The 22695-nt window shown below is 70.2% G+C and carries 24 protein-coding genes; 15 read left to right on the forward strand and 9 right to left on the reverse strand.

Annotation, left to right across the window (positions count from 1 at the left end; all coding sequences use genetic code 11):
* Positions 1–36: 36 nt before the first annotated feature.
* The 4 genes from ACIG87_RS04875 (at position 37) to ACIG87_RS04890 (ending at position 3632) form a co-directional block, all read left to right on the forward strand.
* Positions 37–774: an ABC transporter permease gene (locus ACIG87_RS04875; protein WP_396848730.1), complete on the forward strand. Its 738-nt coding sequence runs from the start codon at positions 37–39 to the stop codon at positions 772–774.
* A gap of 2 nt (positions 775–776) precedes the next feature.
* Entirely contained in the window at positions 777–1496 is a 720-nt protein-coding gene (locus tag ACIG87_RS04880; protein ID WP_396848284.1) for a hypothetical protein, read from the forward strand.
* 40 nt (positions 1497–1536) lie between these two features.
* A complete protein-coding gene (locus ACIG87_RS04885) occupies positions 1537–2100 on the forward strand; it encodes an SOUL family heme-binding protein (protein WP_396848285.1) in 564 nt (187 codons plus the stop codon).
* Positions 2101–2204: 104 nt separating this feature from the next.
* The gene (locus tag ACIG87_RS04890; RefSeq protein WP_396848287.1) at positions 2205–3632 is read left to right on the forward strand and encodes an amino acid permease; all 1428 of its coding nucleotides are present in this window, start codon (positions 2205–2207) and stop codon (positions 3630–3632) included.
* Here ACIG87_RS04890 and ACIG87_RS04895 read toward each other — a convergent pair.
* A complete protein-coding gene (locus ACIG87_RS04895) occupies positions 3578–4462 on the reverse strand; it encodes a hypothetical protein (protein ID WP_396848289.1) in 885 nt (294 codons plus the stop codon). The two genes, ACIG87_RS04890 and ACIG87_RS04895, sit on opposite strands and share 55 nt — an antisense overlap.
* A 56-nt stretch (positions 4463–4518) precedes the next feature.
* Between ACIG87_RS04895 and ACIG87_RS04900 the strand changes: the two genes are divergently transcribed.
* From ACIG87_RS04900 to ACIG87_RS04925, 6 genes are all read left to right on the forward strand, one after another.
* The gene (locus tag ACIG87_RS04900) at positions 4519–5451 is read left to right on the forward strand and encodes a ParA family protein (RefSeq protein ID WP_396848291.1); all 933 of its coding nucleotides are present in this window, start codon (positions 4519–4521) and stop codon (positions 5449–5451) included.
* Positions 5448–5906: a Rho termination factor N-terminal domain-containing protein gene (locus ACIG87_RS04905; RefSeq protein ID WP_396848293.1), complete on the forward strand. Its 459-nt coding sequence runs from the start codon at positions 5448–5450 to the stop codon at positions 5904–5906. The genes ACIG87_RS04900 and ACIG87_RS04905 overlap by 4 nt, the downstream gene beginning before the upstream one ends.
* Before the next feature lie 248 nt (positions 5907–6154).
* The gene (locus ACIG87_RS04910) at positions 6155–6376 is read left to right on the forward strand and encodes a TM2 domain-containing protein (RefSeq protein ID WP_396848295.1); all 222 of its coding nucleotides are present in this window, start codon (positions 6155–6157) and stop codon (positions 6374–6376) included.
* Between the two features lie 160 nt (positions 6377–6536).
* A complete protein-coding gene (locus ACIG87_RS04915) occupies positions 6537–7733 on the forward strand; it encodes an endonuclease (protein ID WP_396848296.1) in 1197 nt (398 codons plus the stop codon).
* Positions 7734–7911: 178 nt separating this feature from the next.
* On the forward strand, positions 7912–8763 hold the full coding sequence (locus ACIG87_RS04920) for an aldo/keto reductase (RefSeq protein WP_396848297.1): 852 nt from the start codon (positions 7912–7914) through the stop codon (positions 8761–8763).
* A gap of 199 nt (positions 8764–8962) precedes the next feature.
* A complete protein-coding gene (locus ACIG87_RS04925; RefSeq protein WP_396848299.1) occupies positions 8963–9847 on the forward strand; it encodes a cellulose binding domain-containing protein in 885 nt (294 codons plus the stop codon).
* A 5-nt stretch (positions 9848–9852) separates the two neighbouring features.
* On the opposite strand, the gene ACIG87_RS04930 is transcribed toward ACIG87_RS04925, so the two are convergent.
* Complete coding sequence (locus tag ACIG87_RS04930) at positions 9853–10227, reverse strand: globin (RefSeq protein WP_396848300.1); 375 nt, start codon at positions 10225–10227, stop codon at positions 9853–9855.
* Between the two features lie 69 nt (positions 10228–10296).
* Positions 10297–11223 (reverse strand): S-4TM family putative pore-forming effector, encoded by a 927-nt coding sequence (locus ACIG87_RS04935; protein WP_396848302.1) that lies wholly within the window; start codon positions 11221–11223, stop codon positions 10297–10299.
* A 247-nt stretch (positions 11224–11470) separates the two neighbouring features.
* Between ACIG87_RS04935 and ACIG87_RS04940 the strand changes: the two genes are divergently transcribed.
* The gene (locus ACIG87_RS04940; protein ID WP_396848303.1) at positions 11471–13900 is read left to right on the forward strand and encodes a hypothetical protein; all 2430 of its coding nucleotides are present in this window, start codon (positions 11471–11473) and stop codon (positions 13898–13900) included.
* Positions 13901–13922: 22 nt separating this feature from the next.
* On the opposite strand, the gene ACIG87_RS04945 is transcribed toward ACIG87_RS04940, so the two are convergent.
* A complete protein-coding gene (locus ACIG87_RS04945; RefSeq protein WP_396848305.1) occupies positions 13923–14432 on the reverse strand; it encodes a hypothetical protein in 510 nt (169 codons plus the stop codon).
* A 284-nt stretch (positions 14433–14716) separates the two neighbouring features.
* Positions 14717–16027, reverse strand: coding sequence for an AAA family ATPase (locus tag ACIG87_RS04950; protein WP_396848307.1), 1311 nt, complete (start codon positions 16025–16027; stop codon positions 14717–14719).
* 107 nt (positions 16028–16134) lie between these two features.
* Between ACIG87_RS04950 and ACIG87_RS04955 the strand changes: the two genes are divergently transcribed.
* Complete coding sequence (locus ACIG87_RS04955; RefSeq protein WP_396848309.1) at positions 16135–16635, forward strand: macro domain-containing protein; 501 nt, start codon at positions 16135–16137, stop codon at positions 16633–16635.
* Positions 16636–16706: 71 nt separating this feature from the next.
* On the opposite strand, the gene ACIG87_RS04960 is transcribed toward ACIG87_RS04955, so the two are convergent.
* Genes ACIG87_RS04960 through ACIG87_RS04970 form a run of 3 tightly spaced genes read right to left on the reverse strand, consistent with a single transcriptional unit; the run spans position 16707 to position 18039 of the window.
* Complete coding sequence (locus ACIG87_RS04960; RefSeq protein ID WP_396848311.1) at positions 16707–16949, reverse strand: hypothetical protein; 243 nt, start codon at positions 16947–16949, stop codon at positions 16707–16709.
* Positions 16949–17764 (reverse strand): FAD-binding oxidoreductase, encoded by an 816-nt coding sequence (locus ACIG87_RS04965; protein ID WP_396848312.1) that lies wholly within the window; start codon positions 17762–17764, stop codon positions 16949–16951. Before ACIG87_RS04965 ends, ACIG87_RS04960 begins: the two co-directional genes overlap by 1 nt.
* The gene (locus ACIG87_RS04970; RefSeq protein WP_396848314.1) at positions 17761–18039 is read right to left on the reverse strand and encodes a hypothetical protein; all 279 of its coding nucleotides are present in this window, start codon (positions 18037–18039) and stop codon (positions 17761–17763) included. Before ACIG87_RS04970 ends, ACIG87_RS04965 begins: the two co-directional genes overlap by 4 nt.
* 516 nt (positions 18040–18555) lie before the next feature.
* Between ACIG87_RS04970 and ACIG87_RS04975 the strand changes: the two genes are divergently transcribed.
* The 3 genes from ACIG87_RS04975 to ACIG87_RS04985 all read left to right on the forward strand — a co-directional run bounded on the left by ACIG87_RS04975 (position 18556) and on the right by ACIG87_RS04985 (position 21912).
* Complete coding sequence (locus tag ACIG87_RS04975; protein WP_396848315.1) at positions 18556–20052, forward strand: helix-turn-helix domain-containing protein; 1497 nt, start codon at positions 18556–18558, stop codon at positions 20050–20052.
* Positions 20049–20975, forward strand: a complete 927-nt coding sequence (locus tag ACIG87_RS04980) for a phosphotransferase (protein WP_396848317.1) — start codon at positions 20049–20051, stop codon at positions 20973–20975. The genes ACIG87_RS04975 and ACIG87_RS04980 overlap by 4 nt, the downstream gene beginning before the upstream one ends.
* 85 nt (positions 20976–21060) lie before the next feature.
* The gene (locus ACIG87_RS04985) at positions 21061–21912 is read left to right on the forward strand and encodes an inositol monophosphatase family protein (protein WP_396848318.1); all 852 of its coding nucleotides are present in this window, start codon (positions 21061–21063) and stop codon (positions 21910–21912) included.
* 112 nt (positions 21913–22024) lie between these two features.
* Here ACIG87_RS04985 and ACIG87_RS04990 read toward each other — a convergent pair whose 3' ends face one another.
* Positions 22025–22648 carry a hypothetical protein gene (locus ACIG87_RS04990; protein WP_396848320.1) on the reverse strand — a complete coding sequence of 208 codons (624 nt, stop codon included), beginning with the start codon at positions 22646–22648 and terminating at the stop codon, positions 22025–22027.
* Positions 22649–22695: the final 47 nt, after the last annotated feature.

A 22695-nucleotide genomic window follows, 5' to 3' on the forward strand; every position in this document is an offset into this window, starting at 1 on the left:
GTGACGACCGCACCCCCCGCCACCGTCCGGGAAGCCATGCCCGGACCGTCCCTGGTCCGGCTGATCGGGGTGGAGCTGCGCAAGCTCGGCGACACCCGAGCCGGCCGATGGTTGCTGGCCTCGATCGGGCTGATCGCCGCCACCATCGTCGCGCTGCAACTGCGCTTCGTCGACGACGCCGGGCAGACCTTCACCGCGTTCTTCACCGCGTCGCTGCTGCAGGTGGCGCTGCTGCTGCCGGTGCTGGGCATCCTGTCGATCACCGCCGAGTGGTCCCAGCGCACCGCGCTGACCACGTTCGCCCTCGTTCCGCGCCGGGAACGGGTGGTGGTCGCCAAGCTCGCCGCCGTGCTGCTCGCCGCGCTGGCCTCGGTGCTGGTGAGCCTGGCCGTCGCCGCCGCCGGCACCCTCCTGGCCGGGGTCACCGGCGGGGCGGGGAGCTGGGACTTCGACTGGGCGCTGGCCGGACACGCCGCCGTGTTCCAGGTCATCAACGTGCTGATCGGCGCGGCGTTCGGGTTGCTGCTGCTCAACACCCCGCTGGCGATCGTCACCGCCCTGCTGCTGCCGACGGTGTGGGGCATCCTCTCCGCGATGATCTCGGCGCTGCACGGCCCGGCCCGCTGGCTGGACACCTCGGTCACCATGGAGCCGCTGCTCGGTCTGGAGGTGACCGCCGGGCAGTGGGGCCGGCTGGGGGTGTCCCTGCTGGTCTGGGTGGCCGCGCCGCTCGCCGCCGGGTTGGTGCGCACGCTGCGGCGGGAGGTGCACTGACGATGCGGGCGCGGGAGCCGGGCACCGCGACCACGGTCGGGGGTGACGTCGGGGAACTGGTGGTGATGTGGGCCGGCTTCCCACTGCTGGGCGCCGCCGCGGGCGGGCTGCTGCCGCTGGTCGCCGACGGGGTGGCCGGGTTGCCCTGGGCCCCGGTGCAGGGCTGGTTCGAGCTGGTCGCCGGGTTGCCGTACCGGCGGGCACTGGTCGGGGGCGTGCTGCTCGGCGTGCTGGCCGGGCTGCTCGTCGCCCACGTCGGCACCCGGGAGCGGTTGATCGTCTCGGTGGACCGGGGCGGGGCACGGCTGCGCCGCGACGGCGCCGACCGTGACCTGGCCCGCCAACCGGTGACCGCCGTCTTCACCGATCGCAAGGAGCTGGTGCTGCTCGGCCCGGACGGGGCGGAACTGGCCCGGGAACGGTCCGACCTGAGCCGGCGGCGGCTGCGGGACGCCTTCCGTGAGCACGGCTGGCCGTGGCAGGACGCCGACCCGCACCGGGACGCGTACCGGCGGTGGGTCGACGGGCTGCCCGACCTGCCGCCGGGAGCGGACCCGCTGCTGCGCGCCCGGCAACGGGCCGTCGACGCAGACCGGCAGGGCGACGCCCGGGAACTGCGCGACGAGCTGGCCCGGCTCGGGGTGGTCGTCCGGGACGAGGACAGGCGACAGTACTGGCGGCGGGTTCCGCTTCCCCGGGAGGAAACCCCGCACGAGCGGTAGCGTGACGGTGGAGGAGATTCCTCGGACCGGAGCGTGCCTCATGACCGAGCAGCAGCCGTACCGGGTGCTGGGCCGGCACCCCGGCTTCGAGCTGCGCCGGTACCCGGCCCACCTGGTCGCCGAGCTGCGGATCGACGGTGGTTTCGCCGACGCCGGCAACGCCGCGTTCCGGCCGCTGGCCGCCTACCTGTCCGGGGCCAACCGGTCCCGGCGGCGGGTCGGGATGACCGCGCCCGTCGTCCAGGAGGCGGCCGGGTCCGAGCAGATCGCGATGACCGCGCCCGTGGTCCAGGAGGAGGGTGACCGGCCCGAGACCTGGCGGGTGTGGTTCGTGCTGCCGGCGCGGTTCACCCCGGCCACCGTGCCCGAGCCGGAGGACCCCCGGATCACCGTCCGGGAGATCCCGGAGCAGCTCGCCGCGGCGGTCCGGTTCGCCGGGCGGTGGACCGACCAGGCATTCGAGCAGCGGGCCACCGCGCTGGGCCGGGCGGTCACCGACGCCGGCCTCACCCCGTCGGGGGCGATCCGGTACGCCCGGTTCGACCCGCCGTGGAAGCCGTGGTTCCTGCGCCACAACGAGGTGGTGCTGCCGGTCGTCGAGTGACCACCGCCGCGCGCCTTCGACTGTCGTCGCGTCGTAGCGATTGTGCATCCACGCCACACGGAGTATCAACCAAGGTGGATGTCTCCCGGCGGAAGGGGACGACGATGGCCTCCACAGTCGACCGCGGCGGGATCTTCCGCCGCAAGCCGGTCGAGGAGATCGCCGACGAGACCGGCCCGGGTCTGTCCCGCTCACTGGGGCTGTGGCAACTCACCGCGATCGGGGTCGGCGGCATCATCGGCGCCGGCATCTTCGCCCTGGCCGGGGCGGTGGCCAACGAGACCGCCGGGCCGGCCGTACTGGTGTCGTTCCTGATCGCCGGCCTGGCCAGCGCGGCGGCGGCCCTGTCGTACGCCGAGTTCGCCGGCATGATCCCCCGGGCCGGCTCGGCATACACCTACGGTTACGCGGTGCTCGGCGAGGCGGTGGGCTGGTTCATCGGCTGGGACCTGCTGCTGGAGTACACCGCGATCGTGGCGGTGGTGGCGATCGGCGTCTCCGGCTACTTCGGGTTCCTCGTCGGCCAGCTCGGCGTCGACCTGCCGGCCTGGATGCTGGGTGCCCCGGGCACCGGTGACGGGCACGTGGTGGACCTGTTCGCGGTGCTGCTCTGCCTGCTCATCGCCTTCCTGCTGACGCTGGGCATCAGGACGGCGGCCCGGTTCGAGACGATCGTGGTCGGCTTGAAGGTGGCCGTGGTGCTGCTGGTGATCGTGGTCGGCTTCTTCCACGTCCGCACCGCGAACTACTCGCCGTTCTTCCCGTTCGGGCTCAGCGGGGCGTTCACCGGCGCGGCCACCGTCTTCTTCGCCGTCTTCGGCTACGACGCGATGAGCACCGCCGCCGAGGAGTCCACCGACGCCCGACGGCACATGCCGAAGGCAATCGTCTGGTCGCTGGCCATCTCGATGGTGCTCTACGTGCTGGCCACCCTGGTGCTGACCGGGATGCAGAACTACCGGGAGATCGACCCGGAGAGCGGCTTCTCCTCCGCGTTCGCCTCGGTGGGGTTGTCCGGCCTGGCCAGCGTCATCGCGGTCGGGGCGATCATCGGCATCCTGACGGTGATGTTCACCTTCATGCTCGGGGTGACCCGGGTGTGGTTCTCGATGAGCCGCGACGGCCTGCTGCCGGCCTGGTTCGCCAAGGTGCACCCGGTGCGCCGGGTGCCGACCCGGGTCACCTGGATCGTCGGGGGCGGCTCGGCGCTGATCGCCGGTTTCCTGCCGATCCGGCAGGCCGCCGAGCTGACCAACATCGGCATCCTGCTCGCCTTCGTGGTGGTCTGCATCGCGGTGATCGTGCTGCGCTACCGCAGCCCGGACACCCCGCGTACGTTCCGGCTGCCGGGCATGCCGGTGGTGCCGGCGCTGGGCGTGGTCTTCTCGGTCTGGTTGATCAGCTTCCTCGACCATGTCACCTGGCTGCGGTTCGCGGTCTGGTTCCTGATCGGCGGGCTGATCTACGCGTTCTATGGTTACCGCCGCTCGGCCCTGGCCGAGCGCGACGACGCCACGCGCCCCGGTCCCTGACCCGCTGCCGGCCGGGCCAGCAGCATCACCCCCACCACCAGCACCGTGCCGAGCACCACCGCCGGCATCAGCCGGTCCCCCGGCCCGACGAGCCGGACCAGCCACAGGCCGACCACACCGGCGACGGCCAGCCCGACCGCCGCCGCGATCCGGGTCTGACCTCGTGCGGGGGCGGCTGCCAGTGCGCCCGCCACAGTCGACGCCAGCAGGAGCAGCCCGGTGGTCAGCGCAGCCGGGCCGAGTTCGGGTTCCCGGTCGGTCGGCGCCCCGGCCAGGACGGCGACCACCGCCAGCACCGCCGTGACACAGGACACCCCGGTCAGTACGGCTCGGTCCCGGCCCACGACGCCGCCCGCACGGTACGGGCCGGCCCCACCCGCCGCGCCAGTCGGACCGGCCACCGCCGCCGGACCGGCCGCGGTGTCACGTCGTACGCCGAGCACCACGGTGACCCCGACGGCCAGCCAGCCGAGGACGACGAGCAGCACGGTCGCACCGGGGCCGGTGAGGTCGATCCGGTCGACGGCGACGTCGACCGCCATCGCGCCACCGCCGAGCAGCACGGCCGGCAGTGCCCGGGACCGTCGGCCACCACCGGCCAGCACCAACCCCGACGCGACCGCCATCAGCGCCAGGAAACGCAGGTCGCGGGGCCAGTGGCTGCGGTCGCCGGGCAGCTTCTCCGACCACGGGCCGAGGGGTTCGGTGAGCGGTTGCAGCACCGTCATGCCGACCGCCCAGAACACCACGGCCAGGGCGGCGAGCCCGGTGCCGACGGCGGCGAGCCCGACTCCTGGTCGCGGAGCGTGACCGGCCGGGGTGGGCATCATGGATGGTCAGACGCCATCCGGGCGGCTACGGTTCCCCCTCTGGGGAGGTGCCGTCGGTGTACGTGGTGTCCGTGATCAACTACAAGGGCGGGGTGGGTAAGACCACCGTGACCGCGAACCTCGGTGCCGAGCTGGCCAACCGGGGGATGAAGGTGCTGCTGATCGACCTCGATCCGCAGACCAGCCTGACGTTCAGCTTCTACGACCCCGACGACTGGCGGGAGCGGCTGCGCGACGGACGCACCGTGAAGCGCTGGTACGACGGCCTGCGCGGGGACACCTCCGCGGTCACCCTGGGTGAGCTGGTGGTCTCCCCCGGACCAGCCAACGCCCACCTGTCCGGAGCCGGCCGGCTCGACCTGATCGCCTCGCACCTCGGCCTGGCCGACATCGACCTGGCGCTGGCCCGGGGCGTGGCCGACGGGGAGGACTACGACCGGGAGCTGTTCCGGGTACGCGGTTCGCTCGCCGAGGGGCTGCACGACGCGGCGCTGGACGGCTACGACCTGGTGCTGATCGACTGCCCACCGAACTTCAACGTGGTCACCCAGTCCGCCGTCATCGCCAGCGACCACCTGCTCATCCCGGCGAAGGCCGACTACCTGTCCACACTCGGCATCGACCACCTCTGCGGCAGCGTCCAGGAGCTGGTCGACCGGTACAACGCCGACGCCCGGCGCTTCGCCACCAGCCGTCGCCACCACAAGGTGGCCCCGGACATCGCCGGGGTGGTCTTCACCATGATCCAACTGGCGGCGCAGCGGCCGATCTCCGCCCACCAGGGCTACCTGGACCAGGTACGCGCCCTCGGGTTGCCGGTCTTCCCCACCGCGCTGCGGGAGAACATCACGGTGTTCGCCGGAAACACCCCGCGCGGGGTGCCGGTGGTGCTGCGCCACCGGGTCACCTCGCCGGTGGTGCAGGAAGAGCTGCGGCAGATCACCACCGAGTTCATCGCCCACCTGCAACCGCGCGAGGTCGCGGTATGACCGGGGCACCGCCGACGGAGGACCTCGCGGCCGGGGTCCTGGCACGGGTGGGTGAGCTGCTGACCGGGCTGTCGGCCGCCGACGTCGCCGCGCTGGCGCAGGGCCGGGCCCGACTGGCCGTCATCCCGGTGGAGTCACCGGACGACGCGCCGGACGCGACGATGCGGGCCGTCCCGCCGGAGCCGCCACGGGCCGCGCCGGTACGGGTCGCACCGACGCGGCCCACCCCGTCGGGCGTCGAGCTGGACGCCGCGTCGGCCACGCTCGGCACGCTGACGCACCGCCGGGACGGTACGGCGTACCTGACCTCCTGGTCGATCCGGGACCTGCGGGCGTTGGCCGCCCGGCTCGGGCTGCGCGGGGTGGCCGGACTGCGCAAGGCGGAGCTGGTCGAGCGGCTGGTCGACCGGACGATCGGCTTCCGCCTCGCCTCCACCGCGGTCCGCGCGCGCTGAACCAGCGGCGCCGAGCCGTTCGAGAGGATCAGCGCACTCGACCACGGCAAGGAGCAGCGACACCCGCAGCCCGGCGTGGTGGCGACCACCCGCAGCGGGAAGTCGGTGCTGGCCCTGCGGGACATGACGGCGACCTGACCGGCCGGGGCCTGGTCGTCCGTCCGGCCGGAGCCGCCGTTTTCGATCTTGTGCGACACCGGGCCGGTGGATACGCTCCCGCGGCTGTCTCCACCTGAGAAAGGACCGCAGTGACCGCTCCTGTCACCACCCAGAAGTCCTGGGCCGTCGCCCTGCTGCTCTGCTTCTTCGTCGGTGTGCTCGGTGCGCACCGGTTCTACACCGGCAAGGTCGGCACCGGCGTGCTCCAGCTGATCACCATCGGCGGGCTGGGCATCTGGGCCTTCATCGATCTGATCATGATCCTGGTCGGCGCGTTCCGCGACAAGCAGGGCCAGCCGCTCGCCAAGTGACCTGCCGGGGGCCGGGTCCACCGCCGACCCGGCCCCCACCACGGGTCGCCCACCACCCGCAGGTGCGGGCGCTGCGCGGCGGGTGCCGGATCGGCCGTGGACGGGAATTCACCTCGTCGACCTCCCGCCGGCCGGGTTCCGACCGATAACATCGCCGAGCATGAATACGAAGCGCAGTACCCGCCCGCGACCCGGGCGGGTGGTCACCGCGATCACCCTCGCCGTCACCCTGGCGACCACGGTGGCGGTGTCCGCGACGTCGGCGTCCGCCGCAGCCACGTCGACCGTGGCGCAGGCCCTCGCCGCCCAGGACGGCCGGACCGCCACCGTCACCGGATACGTGATCGGTCAGCCGACCGCCACCAGCACGGTGCTCACCTCCGGCTACACCGCCGACACCGCCATCGCCCTGGCCGACGCGGCCACCGAGACCAGCACCGGCCGGATGCTCTACGTCCAGATCACCGCCGAGTACCGGAGCGCCTTCGGGCTGCTGACCAACCCGTCACTGCGCGGCCGGCAGGTCACCGCCACCGGGACGCTGACCGCGTACTTCAGCCATGGCGGGTTGAAGAGTCCCACCGCGATGAGCCTCGGCGGGGGCGGCACCCCGACGCCCACCGCGACCACCTCCCCCACCCCCGCGCCCACCGGCTCCACCGGGCCGTACGACTCGACGTACTACGCGAGCGCGGTGGGCAAGAGCGGCAGCGCGCTGCGCAGCTCCCTGCACTCGATCGTCAAGACCCAGACGAAACTCAGCTACGACCAGGTCTGGGAGGCGTTGAAGGACACCGACCAGGACCCGGCGAACGCCAACAACGTCATCCTGCTCTACAGCGGACGGTCGCAGAGCAAGACCAGCAACGGCGGCGGGGCCAACGACTGGAACCGGGAGCACGTCTGGGCCAAGTCGCACGGTGACTTCGGCACCGCCACCGGGCCCGGCACCGACGTGCACCACCTACGCCCGGAGGACGTGTCGGTCAACTCCTCGCGCGGCAACAAGGACTTCGACACCGGCGGCAGCGCGGTCTCCGAGGCCCCCGGCAGCTACACCGACGCCGACTCGTTCGAGCCGCGCAACGCGGTCAAGGGTGACGTCGCCCGCATGATCATGTATATGGCGATCCGGTACGAGGGCGACGACGGTTGGCCGAACCTGGAGATGAACAACTCGGTCACCAACGGCACCACGCCGTACCTGGGCCGGCAGTCCGTGCTGCTCCAGTGGAGTCGGCAGGACCCCCCGGACACCTTCGAGCAACGCCGCAACCAGCGCATCTACGAGCGTTGGCAGGGCAACCGCAACCCGTTCGTCGACCACCCGGAGTGGGCCACCGCGATCTGGGGCTGAGCGGCCCGGTTGTCGCAGATCACCCCGGTCGGGCCGTGAGGACGCGGCCCGACCGGGTACACCCCTTGTCGTGGCACCTGCCCGGCGGGTGCCCGCGCGTCGCCTCCGGGCGCTTGCGGCTCCGGCGGATGATCGGTGCCGAACCGGGCGAACACCGACGATGGGAGAGACAGCCGACATGGCGAACACCGTTCCCGACATCAGCCTCAACGACGGCAACACCATTCCGCAGCTCGGCTTCGGGGTGTTCCAGATCGCGCCGAAGGACACCGCCGAGGCTGTCGGCCGAGCACTGGAGATCGGCTACCGGCACATCGACACCGCCGAGATGTACGGCAACGAGGCGGAGGTCGGCGAGGGCATCCGCGCCTCCGGGTTGGACCGGAGCGAGGTCTTCGTGACCAGCAAGCTGAACAACGGCTTCCACCGCCCCGAGGACGCCCGCGCGGCGTTCGAGTCGACGCTGTCCGCGCTGAAGATGGACTACATCGACCTGTTCCTCATCCACTGGCCGCTGCCGACCCGCTACGACGGCGACTTCGTCTCCACCTGGAAGACGCTGGAGGAGTTCCAGCGCGACGGCCGGGCCCGCTCGATCGGGGTGTCGAACTTCCAGGTCGCCCACCTGGAGCGGCTGGCCGCCGAGGCGGACGTGGTGCCGGCGGTCAACCAGATCGAGGTGCACCCCTACTTCGCCAACGAGGAGGTGCGCGCGTACGGCAGGGCGCACAACATCCCCACCGAGGCATGGTCGCCGATCGCCCAGGGCAAGGTGCTCGACGACCCGACCGTCGTCGACCTCGCCGAGGAGATCGGCCGTACCCCCGCCCAGGTGGTGCTGCGCTGGCACGTGCAGCGCGGCGACATCATCTTCCCGAAGTCGACCACCCCGAAGCGGATCGAGGAGAACTTCCACATCTTCGACTTCACGCTGGACGACACCGCGATGGAACGGATCAACGGGCTGGACAAGGGCGAGCCAGGCCGGCAGGGCCCCAACCCGGACGTCTTCGACTACATCCCCGCCTGAGCGACACGATCCACGGAGCGGAACCCGATCGCGGGTTCCGCTCCGGCGGCCGCTGCGAGCGTCCCCCCGCGCGGCTCGTCACCGCCGGGCCGCTGAGGACCTGTGGTGGGTCACGACGCTGTCGAGCTGATGACGGAAACGAATCAGCCACCACATCGGTCATTGATAGACGTACATCGAGGTCCGTAACATCCCCGGCATGCGTGCCCGCCGCGTCACCGCCACCGCCACCGTCGCCGCGCTCGTGAGCCTGGTCGCGGTCACCGCCGCCCGCGCCGACGACACCCCGGCGCTGACCACCCCCGGCGCCCCGGCAGTCGTCGCCAACGACCCGCACCGGCTCACCCTGAGCTGGACCCCGTCGACGTGGCGGGGCGAACCGGGCGGGCCGATCACCTACGACGTGCGCTCGCCGCTCGGCCCGAACGCCTACCGGGGCCTGGGCAGTTCGGAGACCAACACCATCACCCTGACCGACCTGGCCCCCGGCACCGACTACCGGATCGCCCTCCAGGCGTACGCCGTCGGCGGCTACTCCGACACCTCGCCGGTCACCGCCGTGCGTACCGCGTACGGGCGGGCGAAGGTCGACTACCTCAACCTCGACTGGTCACCGACCGACAACCAGGCCCAGTTCCGGATCGCCGTCACCAACACCGGCGCCACCCCGCTGGACCTGGCCACCGTGCGGGTCCGGTACCACCTGCGCTTCGAGGACGGGAACGCCTCGCTGACCACCGAGTGCGACTGGGCGGTGCTGGGCTGCGACCAGGTACGGCGTACCCTCCAGTACTTCCCGCCGCCCACGCCGCCCGGCGGGCCCGGTCCGACGCCGACGCCCACCGTCTTCCCGGTGCCGGGCACCCCGTTCCCCGGCTGGGTGGAGCTGACCTTCACCACCGGCGTGCTCGCCCCCGGCGCGTCCTCCGGGCCGATCCAGCTGCGGCTGCACCGCCCGAACTGGACGGCGATCGACGAGCGCGACGACCCGAGCTGGCAGGCGGCCACCGGCGCGTGGACCGCCAACAGCCGGATCACCCTCGACGTCGGCGGCGTGCGCGAGTACGGCGACAACTGGGGCTGACCGCGTCACGCCTGGGCTTCGCCGGCTACGACGCGTTGGGCCGCGACGATCGTGGCGGCCGGCAGGTCGAGCCCGCAGAGCACCGCGGCCAGGTAGTCCAGCACCCGCCAGTGCTGCTCGTCGGTCAACCCGAGCCGCCGCCACGCACCGTCGGCCGCCCGCACACCGGCGGGGCCGGGACCGCCGAGGGCCGCGGTCAGTTGGGCGGTCAGCCGGCAGGCGAACCGGGGCCGGTCCAGCCCGATCAGGTACGGCGCCAACTCGGCGTCCGCCGCGACCAGGCGCAGCCAGCGGATCACCGCGCCGCGCACCCCGGCCGGCCCGAGCCAGTCGAACGCGTTCCGGGGGCAGGTGACCAACTCCGTCGTCCGCACGCCCATCAGTACGGACCATCGACCGTCACCAGTTCAGCCGGCACCGCGCCGTCACCGGCCACCCACCAACGGTGTTCAGCCCTCGAGGCGGGCGACGGGGGCAGGCGTGTTGAGCAGATCGGCGAGGCTGGCCATCGTGGACTGGAAGTCGACCCGGTCGGCGGCGTGGAACCGGCGGAAGAACCAGTTGGGCACCCGCGCCTGCGCCCGTCGACTGTGAAAGATGACGTCCTGGATCTGCCGGGCCACGGTCAGCAGGTCGGTGGTGGTGGCCGTGTCAGGTTGGCGTACGGCCGAGGTGATGCGGGTCTGCAGGATCGCCATGGCCCGGTCCCGGTCGGCGGCGGCGTCCCGCTGGCCCCGGTAGATCTCCAGGCCGAACAGCAGGGCTCCCAACGACGGCACGAACCACTGGAGCAGCAACTGCGACACGGTCAGGCCGGCCAGCACGCCGAAGACCATCCCGAACAGCACCCAGGCCGCCACCCCGGCGAGCACGGCGTGGGCGTAGCGGCGTCGGAGCCGTGCGCCCCAGCCGAGGTTCTGCTGCTGACAGGCCAGCACGTCCCACGGCGCGGGCAGGGGCGGCACCTCGTAGTAGTCGCGCAGGTAGCGCTCACCGCCCCGGTAGGCGCGGTCGAGGCGGCTGACCTCGTGCGTGCCGATCCGTTCGCCGACCGCCACGGTGTTCCACGGCAGCCCGAACAGGTCCACGTCGAACATTTCCTGGAGGGTGGCCGCCCGCCGGATCTGGCCGTTGGACCAGGAGCCGAGCCCGACGGCGTTGGCCACCGCCCACAGTGCGCCGACGGCGGTGACCGCCGTGCCCGACACGCCGGTGAGAGCGACCAGCGCGCCGGCCACCCCGACCCCCACGGAGATCCACATCCGCAGACTGTCGAGCCGTTGGGCGCGGGAGTGGCAGACCGACATGGCCCGGAGCAACGCCATCATCTCCGGCTCGTTCTGCCGCCTGAGCAGGGAATCAGTACGCTCGGTCACAGCCACCTCCCGATTCGGTGACCAAGCTTACATCCACCTCGCTAGATGTGACCCGAAGTGAAGCCGAAACACCTCACGGTGATCAACCAGTTACCACTAAGTAGCCATTTTCACTGACACGGGAATTAGTAATGCCTTCGGGATGACTTGAGGTAAATTCAGTTCCGCGCATCCGCACTTCCTCCCGGCGACGCACAACTCGCCCTGAAACGCTTCAATCCTCGTAGCAGAAGGTCCAACGACGACGATGAACCAGGGTTCCGACGCCAGCCTGGCAGGGTTCGTGCGGGACACCCACTTGCTGGCCGCACTGGTCGCCTGGGCCAAGGGATTCGGCGGCACGGTCCGGGTGCTGTCCCATCCCCGCCGGATGCGCGGATACACCGAGGCATTCAGCTTCACCATTATGATGGATCAACCGGACAGTCAGGGACGTCTTCGCAGTCACAAGCTGTTGGTCAAGGTGCTGCCGTCCCAGCCCGCTGCGGACGAGGCCGATCGGCACGCGCGGGCCCGGACAGCCTCCCCCACCTTTGCCGCTGACCACCTGGTGGAACAGCACTTCGGCTGCCACCAGGTGGGCGACGGTCGGTACCTGACGTTCCAGGACGTCGCCAACGCCGGCGACCCGGTACGAGAGCTGAGCGAACTCAACGGTGCCGACCTCGTCAGGACCACCCGGAACCTGGTGGCCGCCCTACTGGACACCTGGAACGGCGGCGGTTCTCCCACCCGTTCCGGGCTGCCGATCAACCCGAGCACGGTCGGTGAGTACGTCCGTCGCGAGTTGAAGGTGGCCGCGAGCCTGCCGGAGGTTCACGCGGCGGCCCGCCGGCTGAGACTGACTCTCGACAGGGACTGTCTGAACGTCGACGGCAAGTCGCTGCCGAACCCGTTGCGGCTGGCCGACGACGACTCGACCCTCGGCCGGATCAAGATCGACTACGCGTACGGCTTCTCCCACGGCGACCTGCACGGCGGCAACGTACTCGTGGCTGCCACCGCCGACGGCATCGACCCCCACCGATTCTTGTTGGTCGATCTCGACAACTACGAGCACGAGGCGCCACTGACCCGTGATCTGGTGTGGTTCCTGCTGACCACCGTGCTCCGCTGGGTGGCGCCGCATCCAAAGGAGGACGAATCGCGGCGCGACCCGCTCCCCCGCGATCAGGCCGATGCCCTGTTACGTCGACTGGTGACCCCGGAGAGCCTCGCAGACGATCCGGTGCTTCCGACGCTCAGCGAGCTGATCGGAATCATCCACGAAGGCGGCGTCACCTACGCCACGAAGGGCAACTGGAAGCCGGAGTGGCGGGCGCAGTACCGCCTCTCTCTGGTCAGCCAGGCTCTGGCCTGCGCCACCTTCGACAACCTCGGTGATGCCGGACGTCTGTGGTGTTTCCGCTTGGCCGCGTACGCGGCGCAGGCCTTCCACCGGGAACTCGCGTCGAAGGGCGTACCGCCACCACCGGAGACGGTGCCCACCCTGCCGCGCCCGGCACCGGAGCCGGCCGGCACCGGTGTCTCGTCCTGGGACGGGGTCTGGCCGATCACCCCCGCGATCGTGTCGGAGTACCCGCACACCCCGGCTCTCGACGAGGCCGCCACTCCGGGCCGCCGGGGACGACACCGGGCCCCAGTCGCTGCCCGATCCAACGGACTGCCCTCACTCGGGTTCCGTCGTTCCGCCGCTGACGAGGTCAGGGAGCCGGGCGCAGCCGCTGGTGACAACCAGCCGACCAGGGGTCGGCGATCACCCGCTCCGAACTCGTCAGCACGCCTCTCCCCACCGCGACAACGGACGAACCTGGGCCAGTTCTCCCTCTCCGTCCCGGGCGGTCCAGCCTGGAAGGGGCTGCTGAAGCGAATCGCGATCGCCGCGCTGGGCGGCAGCCTGGTCTCCGTCGGCCTACCCGGAGCCACTGCGGAACGCGTGCCGAACGAATGGAAGGTCACCCCGCTGCCGAGTCACGGCCTGCAACCGGACACCCCGTCGCCGGACGTCAGCGCAGCCCGCAGGAAGCTGCACCAGCTCGCGGCGACCGCGGCGGAACAGTCGGAACCGGTGATGGATGGCAGATACGCCTACATCTTCCTGCGGGTCTGGTCACCGGATGATCTGGAGCCGCACTCCGATGATCTGGACCGGTACAAGGAAGAGAGGCTGTGGTGGACCGTTCAGCGATCCGGCCGCAGAATCGTGGTGGATGTCAGCGGTAACCGCTCGACCGAGCCGGTGATCACCATGTACGACGCGGGTGAACTCACCGACGTCCCACCGAATCCGCCTGAGGACCTGGCCCGGCTGCGCGCCTACTTCGACGAACTACTCAACGACAAGCCCCCGGAATTGCAGAACGCGGCCGGCATCCTGCAACTGGTCGGATTGCTGCACCAGTTCCGTCCGCTCACCCCGGGGCAGCGCTCCGCCCTACTGAACCTGCTGGCCGAAACACCGGGCATCACCCTTCAGGGCAGATCCTCCGACTGGGCGCATCGGTCCGGGTTCTCGATCAGCGCCGACGACGGCCAGGGGCGAAGGGAGATCCTGACCATCGAGGAGAGCACCGGCCGCCTGCTCAGCCACGAGACCATCGGTCGCGCGGATGCCGTACTCAGCTACTACCTGTTCCTCACCGCCGCCCGGACCGAGACCATGGCGGACGACCGGTGAGTCCGCCCCCGGGACCTTCCCGTCAGGAGCAGGTGCGGCTGACATAGTTGGCCCAGTTCCGATTGGGCGAGGCGTCCGTCCGGGTCCGGTCGCCCGCACCGATGCTGAACAGTCGGGTGTCGTAGTAATAGAAGGTGACCGATCCGCTGCCCATGTTGTAGTGGGCCGATTCGATCCGGAACTGCCAGTCCCAGGTCGCCAGATTCTGTCGGCCGCACGAGGAGAGCTTGCCCCGGGGGTAGCCGAACTGGGGTCGGTCGTAGAAGCAGTACCACCCCAGCGGGCAGTCCGCGACGGCGTTGGCGCGCACGGGTGCCCGCAGGGTGACGACGAAAGCGCCGTCGCCGTAGCTGACCTCGTTGTCGTTGATCACCGTTCCACCAGGATGGGCGGCCAGGTAGGCAGCCATCTCCCGGTGGTGCGTGGCACGCTCAGCCGAGGCCGCGAGCGCGGGGCCGGGGACGACCGCCGTCGCCAGCACCGCGCCGAACAGAGCGGCGAGGGCACTACGGAAATTACGGGAAAGAGCCATTCAGCACCTCGGTGTGTGAGCGCAGAACGGGACCAGGAACCCGACATGGTTGCCGGAGGGGGCCGGAAGGAATTGATTGCCTTCTTAGCCTGCGATCAGGATAGGAAGCCGTCCACCCAGATCACCAGCCCCGCAGGCCATCGAACTTTTGTCGCCAAAGCGTCAGGTCTTCATCGGGAGTAATCGACGGAGCCGTGAAAGTTCCAGCACACCAGTCGAATTGCACCCGGCATTATGCAATTATCCGGCGACACCGGTGCGGGTGGGGCTCGCCAAGACGGCCGTTATTGCGCCCCGAGGTGCGTGAGCATGGTCTGGTTGGCGGCCCAGCCGTCCGGGAACTTCACCGGCACGTCCAGGTGCACCGACTCGGTCGAGGGGTGGGCGTCCAGCAGCTCACCGATGCCGGCGCGGGCCACCACGACGCAGGCGTGCCGGTGTCGGGAGGTCAGCACACACAGCCGCCCCGACTCCAGGTGGAAGTTCGTCGCGTCCCGCCGGCCGGAGAGCGGGTGCAGCACGATCGTCACGTCGTACTCACGGCCCTGGAGCCGGTTGGCGGTGTCCACGGTGACGCCCGCCCCGGCCGCACCGAGGTGGGCGCGGATCGCGGCGACCTGGTCGCGGTGCGCGGCACCGACGGCGATCCGGTCCGCGATGACCGGCCTGCCGGCCGGCGCGTGCTCGGAGACCGCGACCGCGCCCCGGCACAGCACCCGCAGGGCGAGCGCGGCGCACGCCGCAGCCGCCTCCCCGTCGGTACGCAGGGTGTGCCGGGCCGGCAGCTCGTGCAGCGCCCAACCGGTGCCGGCAGCCCGCTCCACCGCCGCGTCGAGCGCGTCGCCCGGCCCCGGCGCGGTGAGGGTCAACGCCCGGTCGGCCGGGCCGGTGCCGGCCCGGAAGCCGGTGAACGGGTAGAACGCCGCCGCGACCACCGGCGCCGCCGACGCCGGCAGCCGCCAGGACACCGGCAGGCGGTGCACCGGCAGCTCCGGGTTGTGGCGCAGCAGCACCGCCACCGCCGCCTGCATCGGATCCCAGCTCAGGCCCGTCCAGCGCACGGTGTCGACGGTGGAGAACGGGTCGAGCTGCCCGGGATCACCCACGAACAGCGCCCGCTCGAACCTGCCGGCCACCCGCAGCAGTGCATCCGACCGCATCTGGTACGCCTCGTCGACGATCGCCCACGGCCAGCAGCCCTCGGTGACCGTGGCCCACTTCGCCGCCGTACCGATGGCGACGGCCGGACCGCCCAGGTCGGCGACCTTCGACGCGACCCGGACCGTGTCGTGGCCCCGGACCCGCTCGGACGGCCGGTAGTCGGTCGCCGACAGCCGACCGATGGGCAGCTCGGGGGCCTTGTTGGCGAGCCGGTCGATCAGGTCGTCGACCTGCTCGTTGGTCTGCGCCACGATCATCAGCGGCTCGCCGGCGGCGGCCAGCTCGACGGCAGCCCGGACGACCAGGGTCGACTTGCCGGCACCGGGCGGGGAGTCGACCACCACGCCCCGGTGGTCACCTGTGCGCAGGTCGGCCAGCACGGCCGTAACGACCCGTTCCGCCTCGACGGCGGGCGGCACCTCAAGCCCGAGCATCGCCCTCACCTCCCCGCAGTCGCCCGGCACGTTACCTGCCAGCACTGACAGGACATTGTCGTCACACCGGACTGGTAGTACAGCCCTACCAGGAAGGGGGTGTACGAATGATCGTCTTGAGCGACGGTGACCTGCTCACCGCTGATGCCGAAGCACTCGTCAACGCCGTCAACACGGTGGGGGTGATGGGCAAGGGCATCGCGCTTCAGTTCAAGCACGCCCACCCCGCCAACTACGCGGCCTACCGCGCCGCCTGCGCGGCGAACGACGTGCAGCTGGGCAGGATGTTCGTGTTCGACTCCGGCCGACCCGGTCGCCACCGCTTTGTCATCAACTTCCCCACCAAGGGCCACTGGCGGGCCGGCTCGAAGCTGTCCGACATCCAGTCGGGCCTGGCCGACCTTGCCCAGGTCATCCGGGAACGGCAGATCCGCTCGGTGGCGCTGCCCGCCCTCGGCTGCGGCAACGGCGGGCTCAGCTGGAGTGTGGTCCAGCCGATGATCGCGCAGGCGTTCGCCGAGTTGCCCGACATGCGGGTGCTGGTGTTCCCACCGGAAGGCATCCCGAGCCCGACGGGCACGCCGGTCACCACCCGAAGCCCTCGCTGAGTGCACTGTCGGTCAGCCTTGGAGACCGTTCCCCGAGGCCACCTCGCCACGCGGTTGGTTGAGGCATGCGGTCATCGGATCTGGTCCTGACGTTCGACGGTTCGGGCGGATTGCCAGGTGCGGAGGGCATTCTTGATGCGTTGGTTCTCGGTGAACGCCTCGTCGCGTTCACGGATGCGGCGGTGCAGCAGGGCATCGACGTCGTCGGTGCGGTAGCCGCGTCGGTGGCGGGGTGCGAGGGGCACGGCCAGGGTGCGGACCTGTTCGGGGGTGAGCGGGTCGGTCAGGGCGTGTCGGCTGTGGTAGACGCCCATCAGTGCGGGACCTCCATCAGTGGTGCGCCTCCGGCGCCGGCCAGGTCGGGCAGGTGGAGGTGGTCGGCGGGCACTCCGGCGAGGGGTAGCCGGCGGCGGGCGTCGTGGAGCATGGCGGGTGGGCCGCAGACGTACACCTGGTGGTGAGGTTGGTGGTGGCGCAGGGCGGTGGTGAGGGCGTCGCCCTGTTCGGCCGGTGTGGCCTGCGGGTCGTGGGAGAACGCCGGCACGATGGTCAGCCAGTCGTGGGTCTGCTGGAGCTTGTCGAGGGCGATCGGGTCGTACAGCTCGATGAAGGTGCGGGCGGCGACGACCAGGGTGACCCGGCGACCGTCGGGGTCGGCGGCGACCTGTTCGACCAGGGCGCGCAGCGGGGCCAGGCCGGTGCCGCCGGCCACCAGCAGCAGGTCACCGTCGCGCAGGTGCTGGCCGGTGTCGCGCGGCGGGCCGAGGTGCAGCAACTCGCCGGGGCGTACCTCATGGACGAGGCTGCGGGAGACGGTGCCGGCACGGACGGCGCGGATGTGTAGTTCGATGGTGCCGTCGGGGCGCGGAGCGTTGGCCGGGGAGAACCAGCGCCACCGGCCGGGGCGGCGTGGGGTACGGACGGGAACGGCCTGGCCGGGGTGGTACCGCAGCCGCGCCCATGGGCGGACGGTCAGGATGGCGATGCCGGGGCACGGCCGGTCGTGACCGATCACCCTGGCCGGCACGCCGCTACCGGCCCACCCCGCCAGCTCAGCGCAGTCGTCGGCCCGCGCCGTCTCCGCCGGCCCGACGGACCCGTCCAGCGGCGGGTAGTGGGCGGCGCTCACCGGGCCACCGCCCGGCGCACCTGGGCGATCCGCTCGTCGGGCAGGTCGGCCGCCCAGCACACCCCGACCAGGTAGTCACCGATGCGCCGACGCTGCTCCTCGGACAGGCCGAGCCCACCCCAGGCGTCCGCCGCCTCCCCGGCGAGCGCGGCGGTCACGCTCGCCGTCAGGTGCGCGGCCAGCCGAACCCGATCCACCCCCACGAGGTACGGCGACAGCTCCGCGTCCGCCGTCACCAACCGCAGCCACCGGTGGACGATCTCCTCCGGCGTCACGCCTGCCCACCGCACCCGGGCGTGAACTGGCCGGACAGCCGACACGGGTACGTGGTCTGTTCGCTGGGGTGCGGCGCTCCCTGCGGCCCGGTGACCTCCTGGTCGGTGGTGGGGACGGGGAGGTCTGTTACGGCGGTGTTCATGGTGTCTGCAGCCCCTGTGCGTCGTCGGCGGAAGGATGACGGGCACCGGGGCGGGCGGGGACGAGGTCGTGTCGTTCGGGTCAACACGCCCCCGGAGCCCAGCACCCGCCCCGGGCCATGCGGTCGACAATCACCGCTGAACAGGGGTTCTGCTATGCCCCCATGATCGTGAGCACCATGCGCGATCGGTATCCGGCCGACTACTCAGCCCGACCGGGACAACGATTTCCTGCACCCCGGCAACGAGATGCTTCCCGACCGCTGGGCGACCGTGGTCGACCCCCTCCGGCACGCGAGGCAGCTGGCGGACTGAGAAGCACGCATGTCCTCAATATGCGCGCTGCGTATACCGCTCCCCCACGGAACAGGTTGGATGGATACGCTCGACTTCGGACTCAGCCGCCCGCGATTGGCGAGGTTGCCGGTGACATCTGCGAACTGCCCACGCTGTGGCGGACGACTCGCCCGCGACAACGACAGCGGCCGCTGCGCCCCCTGCCAGAACGCCGAGCGCGACCGGCTCAGCGCGCCACCCGAGGTGCCGGCTTCCTTCTGGGACCACCAGCCGGTACGACAGGCTTTGGCCGAACGGCACCTCGGGCGGGTGATCAGGGCGTACCGGTGCCATCCGTACCACGGTCGACACCCGTTGTCGCAGACCGTTGTGGCGGGGTGGATGGGGATCACCCAGGCCCAGTTGAGCCGAGTGGAGACCGGCCCACCGCTGGTACATCTGGATCGGCTGGCCCACTGGGCGCAGCTGTTCGGTATCCCCGGGGCCTACCTGTGGTTCACCCCGCCAGGCCGGAACCACATGACGGGTGCTGTCGTGACAGGCGAGCCGCAATTCCCGGGACCGGACGAGGGCAGGCGAGCACTGTTGGCTGCCATCGCCGCCGTGGCGGCGGGAGCCGGACTGATCGGCAGCACGGACCTCGTCCAGCCCCGACGCATCGGCGCTGCGGATGTCGCACGCCTGACTGCCGTGCTGACCCTATACCGATCCGTGGACCGCGAGAGCGGCGGCGGCCTGCTGTATCGAGAGGTGGCTCGCTTCGCCGAGTCGGTGTACCGCATGCTCGACTGGACGCACCCGGCCGGGCTCACCCCGCACCTGGTGGCAGCGGTCGCAGCAGCCCGCCACTTGGCCGGCTGGACGGCCCTCGATGCGGGCAGACACGATGACGCCCAACGGCACTTCGTCGCCGGTGAACGGGCCGCACTCACCGCCGGAGATGCACCGTTGGCGGCGATGATCCGCTATGCGCAGGCCAAGCAGCTTCAACACCTGCGACACAACCGGGATGCTCTCGCGACGCTCCAACTCGCGCACGCCCAACTCGGATCGCAGGCCACCCCGGCGGTCAAGGCCCTTCTCTGGGGTGCGGAAGCCGCCTCGGCCGCCGCCCTCGGCGACAACCGGACCGCAGTGACGACGTTGGGCAAGGCGAGCGATCAATTCGACCGCATCAGTCAGGAACGCGAGCCGGACTGGATGGGCTTCTACGACCAGGGCGAATTGCTCGCCCAGTACGGCCGCGTGTACCGGGACAGGGCACGGCAGGACAGCAGACATGCGCCTGAGGCGGTGCGCTGGGTCGAGGCCGCTATCGCGTCGTTCGGCACTGCCAACGTACGGAGCACGGTACTGAACGAGGTCGGCCTGTGCAGTGCGCTGTTCCTCGCCGACGAGCCGGAGCGAGCCCTCGCCGTGGGTGCCCGGGTGATGGAACGGTCCCGTGGGATCAGTTCTCGACGGGTGCTCGATCGAGTCGTCAACCTTCGGCGCGATCTGGAACGCCATCGGGAGCTCCCGGAGGTGGTCGCGTTCGAGCGTGCCCTCACCGCCCGTGCAGTGGCCGCTGTATGAGCGGACGGTTCTCCGAGGGGGTGATGAGGGAGGCAATGCGAGAAATCGCGGTCGGCCTCGGCGTTCCATCAGAAGACGCGCAGTTGCTGCGGTTGACCAACAACGCCGTCTTCGCCCTGCCGAGCTCCGGCATCGTCATTCGGATCGCACGTACTCACCAACTCCGTGGGCGGGTGGTCAAGGTCGTCCGACTCGCGCACTGGTTCGCCGATATCGACGGCCCGACAATCCGTCTGGCACCAGGCGTCGAGCAGCCGGTCGAGGTCGGCACCCTGGCCGCATCCGTCTGGGAATACCTCCTGGCCGGGTCGCCCACCCCGACGGTGGAGGACCTCGGCCGTGTCCTGCGGGAGTTCCACTCTCTCGGCCTGCCACCGTTTCCGCTCCCCGCCTGGGACCCGGTAGCTGACGCGCGCAGACGGCTGGCCGACGCCGATGGCCTCGGTGAGAGTGACCGTGACTTCCTGGTGCAGTGGTGCGACCGCCTGGAGCCGCAGCTCGTCGCCCTCCGTCAGCGCACGGAACAGAGACTTATCCACGGGGACGCCCATGTGAGCAACCTGCTCAGCGGGCCATCGGGGCGGACGGTGCTGTGCGACTTCGATGCCACCTGTGTAGGCCCTTGGCAGGTCGACTTGGTGGCGGTCGCGGTGGGTGAACGTCGGTTCGGGCGCACGGGGGCGCACGAGACGTTGGCCGCCGCCTACGGCCAGGACGTGGCCTCTGATCCCTCGTGGCCACTGCTGCGGGAGGCACGCGAGTTGAAGATGATCGTCGCCGCCGTACCTCATCTTGCGGGGTCCGAACAGGTGACCGCCGAGTTCAACAGGCGTCTCCAGTCAATCCGCGAAGATGACCAGGGGGCAGGCTGGACACCGTTCGCCGACCTGACCACGCCGGCCAAGAAGGCGGTGACACCATGACGCCCGACGCTGGCCCCCTCTACGAGGTCCTGGTTCGACCGGGCAACGGTCAGCGGGTATGAACGACTACATTCCTCTGCTTCCCGTGGCAGAAGAGGCAGTGGCGCGGGCAGCCGGGATGATTCGGCACCGCTCCCCCGGCCCCCTCACTACCAAGGGTGAGCGCGACTTCGCCACACAACTCGACTACGAGATCGAGCGGGAGATTCGTGCCTTCCTCCGGAGCGCCAACCCTGAGATCGGCTTCCTCGGTGAGGAGGGCGGGGTCCAGTCCACCGGCGTATTGCAGTGGGTGCTCGACCCTATCGACGGGACGGCGAACTTCGTCCGCGGCGTCCCGCTGTGCGCGGTGTCGCTGGGGCTGCTGCACGGGGATGACGCCGTACTCGGCGTCATCGAGGCACCCTTCCTGGGCAACCGGTACGCCGCCGCCCGTGGCAACGGCGCGACTGTCGACGGCAAACCCATCCGGGTCAGCAACACCACCCGGCTGAGCGACGCGATCGTGGCGATCGGCGACTATGCCGTCGGAGAGGACGCCGCCGCCAGGAACCAGCCCCGGCTCGCCCTGACCGCCCGGCTGGCCGAGACTGTGCAGCGGGTCCGGATGATCGGCACCGCCGCCCTGGATCTGGCCTGGCTGGCCAAGGGCCGGATCGACGCGGCGCTCACCCTGTCCAACCATCCGTGGGACATGACGGGTGGAACGGCTATCGCGCGGGAGGCGGGCGCTGTCGTCATCGACCACGACGGCAGCGCCCACCACCCCGGCTCGTCCGTCACCCTCGGCATCACTCCCGGCCTTGCCGAACAGGTGCGGGCGCTGGTCGGCGCCAACGCCCACGAACGGACTCGGCGATCCGCACCGCCGTCGCACCCGAAGCCATCCGCACCCGCCGAATCCGCGCCACGAACCCGAGCGCAAGTTACCCTTTAGTGCCCCAAGAACAATCCACCAAGACCCGAGATCAACGCGCTGCTCAACGGCCGCGCCGCGAGCCAGTGACCAAACTCAGGTTCGAATATAGCCAGACTGAATGACTGTTTGGTCAAAGCCGATCATTGAGTGGCGGAAGGCGATGAGCTTCAGCGAGCCTCTTATCCAGCTTGCGTATGGCATTCAGAAGTATGGCGAAGGACGCATCAACGCCCGCATGCGTAGAGGTTTGGGCAGCCAGTTCATTCCATGCGGCCATTAGCGGAAGCCACCACACTTCGAAGCCCTGCAGAGAAGAAGCCGCCTGACGATACTTTGCGAGAAGAGCATCACAATCATGCAGGGCGTCGGGATTTCTATCTAGAAAGTCAATCAGCATCAAACCGGGGTCACTGTAGAGCCCTACGCGCAGCGCCTCAAGCCGCTCGATTCGAGACTTATCTTGACGCATCTTAATCGCCGCCGAGAGCCCTTCGGGAGTAGACCGCAGAGAGCTAGAGGCGACGAGAAATCTATAAGAACCGGACGGGCAATCCACCTCCTCGCCAAACACAGCATTTATCGCGTCCTGAGCCTCAGCAGGCTGGTCCGCCGAAAACTGATAAGAAATTCTGCAAGCAGTTCTACTCAGATAGTTCCGCGCAGCACTCAAACGGTCAAGGTGATATCGTTCACCTTTTCTAAAAGAACCTGATATCACGGCAGTGAATTGGAAGCTGCCGGTACTGGAAGGCAAGGATGTCTGGTAAGGGACGACAGCCTCTAGACGCCTAAGGCGTGCCC

Origin of the sequence: Micromonospora sp. NPDC051925 (assembly GCF_044548625.1) — a bacterium.
Classification (GTDB): Bacteria; Actinomycetota; Actinomycetes; order Mycobacteriales; family Micromonosporaceae; genus Micromonospora.

Bases quoted from the DNA above. Each gene is read 5' to 3' on its own strand.
- ACIG87_RS04955 (WP_396848309.1), top strand. From the start codon at position 16,135: ATGATCGTCTTGAGCGACGGTGACCTGCTCACCGCTGATGCCGAAGCA.
- ACIG87_RS04885 (WP_396848285.1), top strand. From the start codon at position 1,537: ATGACCGAGCAGCAGCCGTACCGGGTGCTGGGCCGGCACCCCGGCTTC.
- ACIG87_RS04940 (WP_396848303.1), top strand. From the start codon at position 11,471: ATGAACCAGGGTTCCGACGCCAGCCTGGCAGGGTTCGTGCGGGACACC.
- ACIG87_RS04950 (WP_396848307.1), bottom strand. From the start codon at position 16,027: ATGCTCGGGCTTGAGGTGCCGCCCGCCGTCGAGGCGGAACGGGTCGTT.
- ACIG87_RS04895 (WP_396848289.1), bottom strand. From the start codon at position 4,462: ATGATGCCCACCCCGGCCGGTCACGCTCCGCGACCAGGAGTCGGGCTC.
- ACIG87_RS04930 (WP_396848300.1), bottom strand. From the start codon at position 10,227: ATGGGCGTGCGGACGACGGAGTTGGTCACCTGCCCCCGGAACGCGTTC.
- ACIG87_RS04890 (WP_396848287.1), top strand. From the start codon at position 2,205: ATGGCCTCCACAGTCGACCGCGGCGGGATCTTCCGCCGCAAGCCGGTC.
- ACIG87_RS04925 (WP_396848299.1), top strand. From the start codon at position 8,963: ATGCGTGCCCGCCGCGTCACCGCCACCGCCACCGTCGCCGCGCTCGTG.
- ACIG87_RS04980 (WP_396848317.1), top strand. From the start codon at position 20,049: ATGAGCGGACGGTTCTCCGAGGGGGTGATGAGGGAGGCAATGCGAGAA.
- ACIG87_RS04905 (WP_396848293.1), top strand. From the start codon at position 5,448: ATGACCGGGGCACCGCCGACGGAGGACCTCGCGGCCGGGGTCCTGGCA.
- ACIG87_RS04920 (WP_396848297.1), top strand. From the start codon at position 7,912: ATGGCGAACACCGTTCCCGACATCAGCCTCAACGACGGCAACACCATT.
- ACIG87_RS04880 (WP_396848284.1), top strand. From the start codon at position 777: ATGCGGGCGCGGGAGCCGGGCACCGCGACCACGGTCGGGGGTGACGTC.
- ACIG87_RS04915 (WP_396848296.1), top strand. From the start codon at position 6,537: ATGAATACGAAGCGCAGTACCCGCCCGCGACCCGGGCGGGTGGTCACC.
- ACIG87_RS04960 (WP_396848311.1), bottom strand. From the start codon at position 16,949: ATGGGCGTCTACCACAGCCGACACGCCCTGACCGACCCGCTCACCCCC.
- ACIG87_RS04945 (WP_396848305.1), bottom strand. From the start codon at position 14,432: ATGGCTCTTTCCCGTAATTTCCGTAGTGCCCTCGCCGCTCTGTTCGGC.
- ACIG87_RS04975 (WP_396848315.1), top strand. From the start codon at position 18,556: ATGGATACGCTCGACTTCGGACTCAGCCGCCCGCGATTGGCGAGGTTG.
- ACIG87_RS04875 (WP_396848730.1), top strand. From the start codon at position 37: ATGCCCGGACCGTCCCTGGTCCGGCTGATCGGGGTGGAGCTGCGCAAG.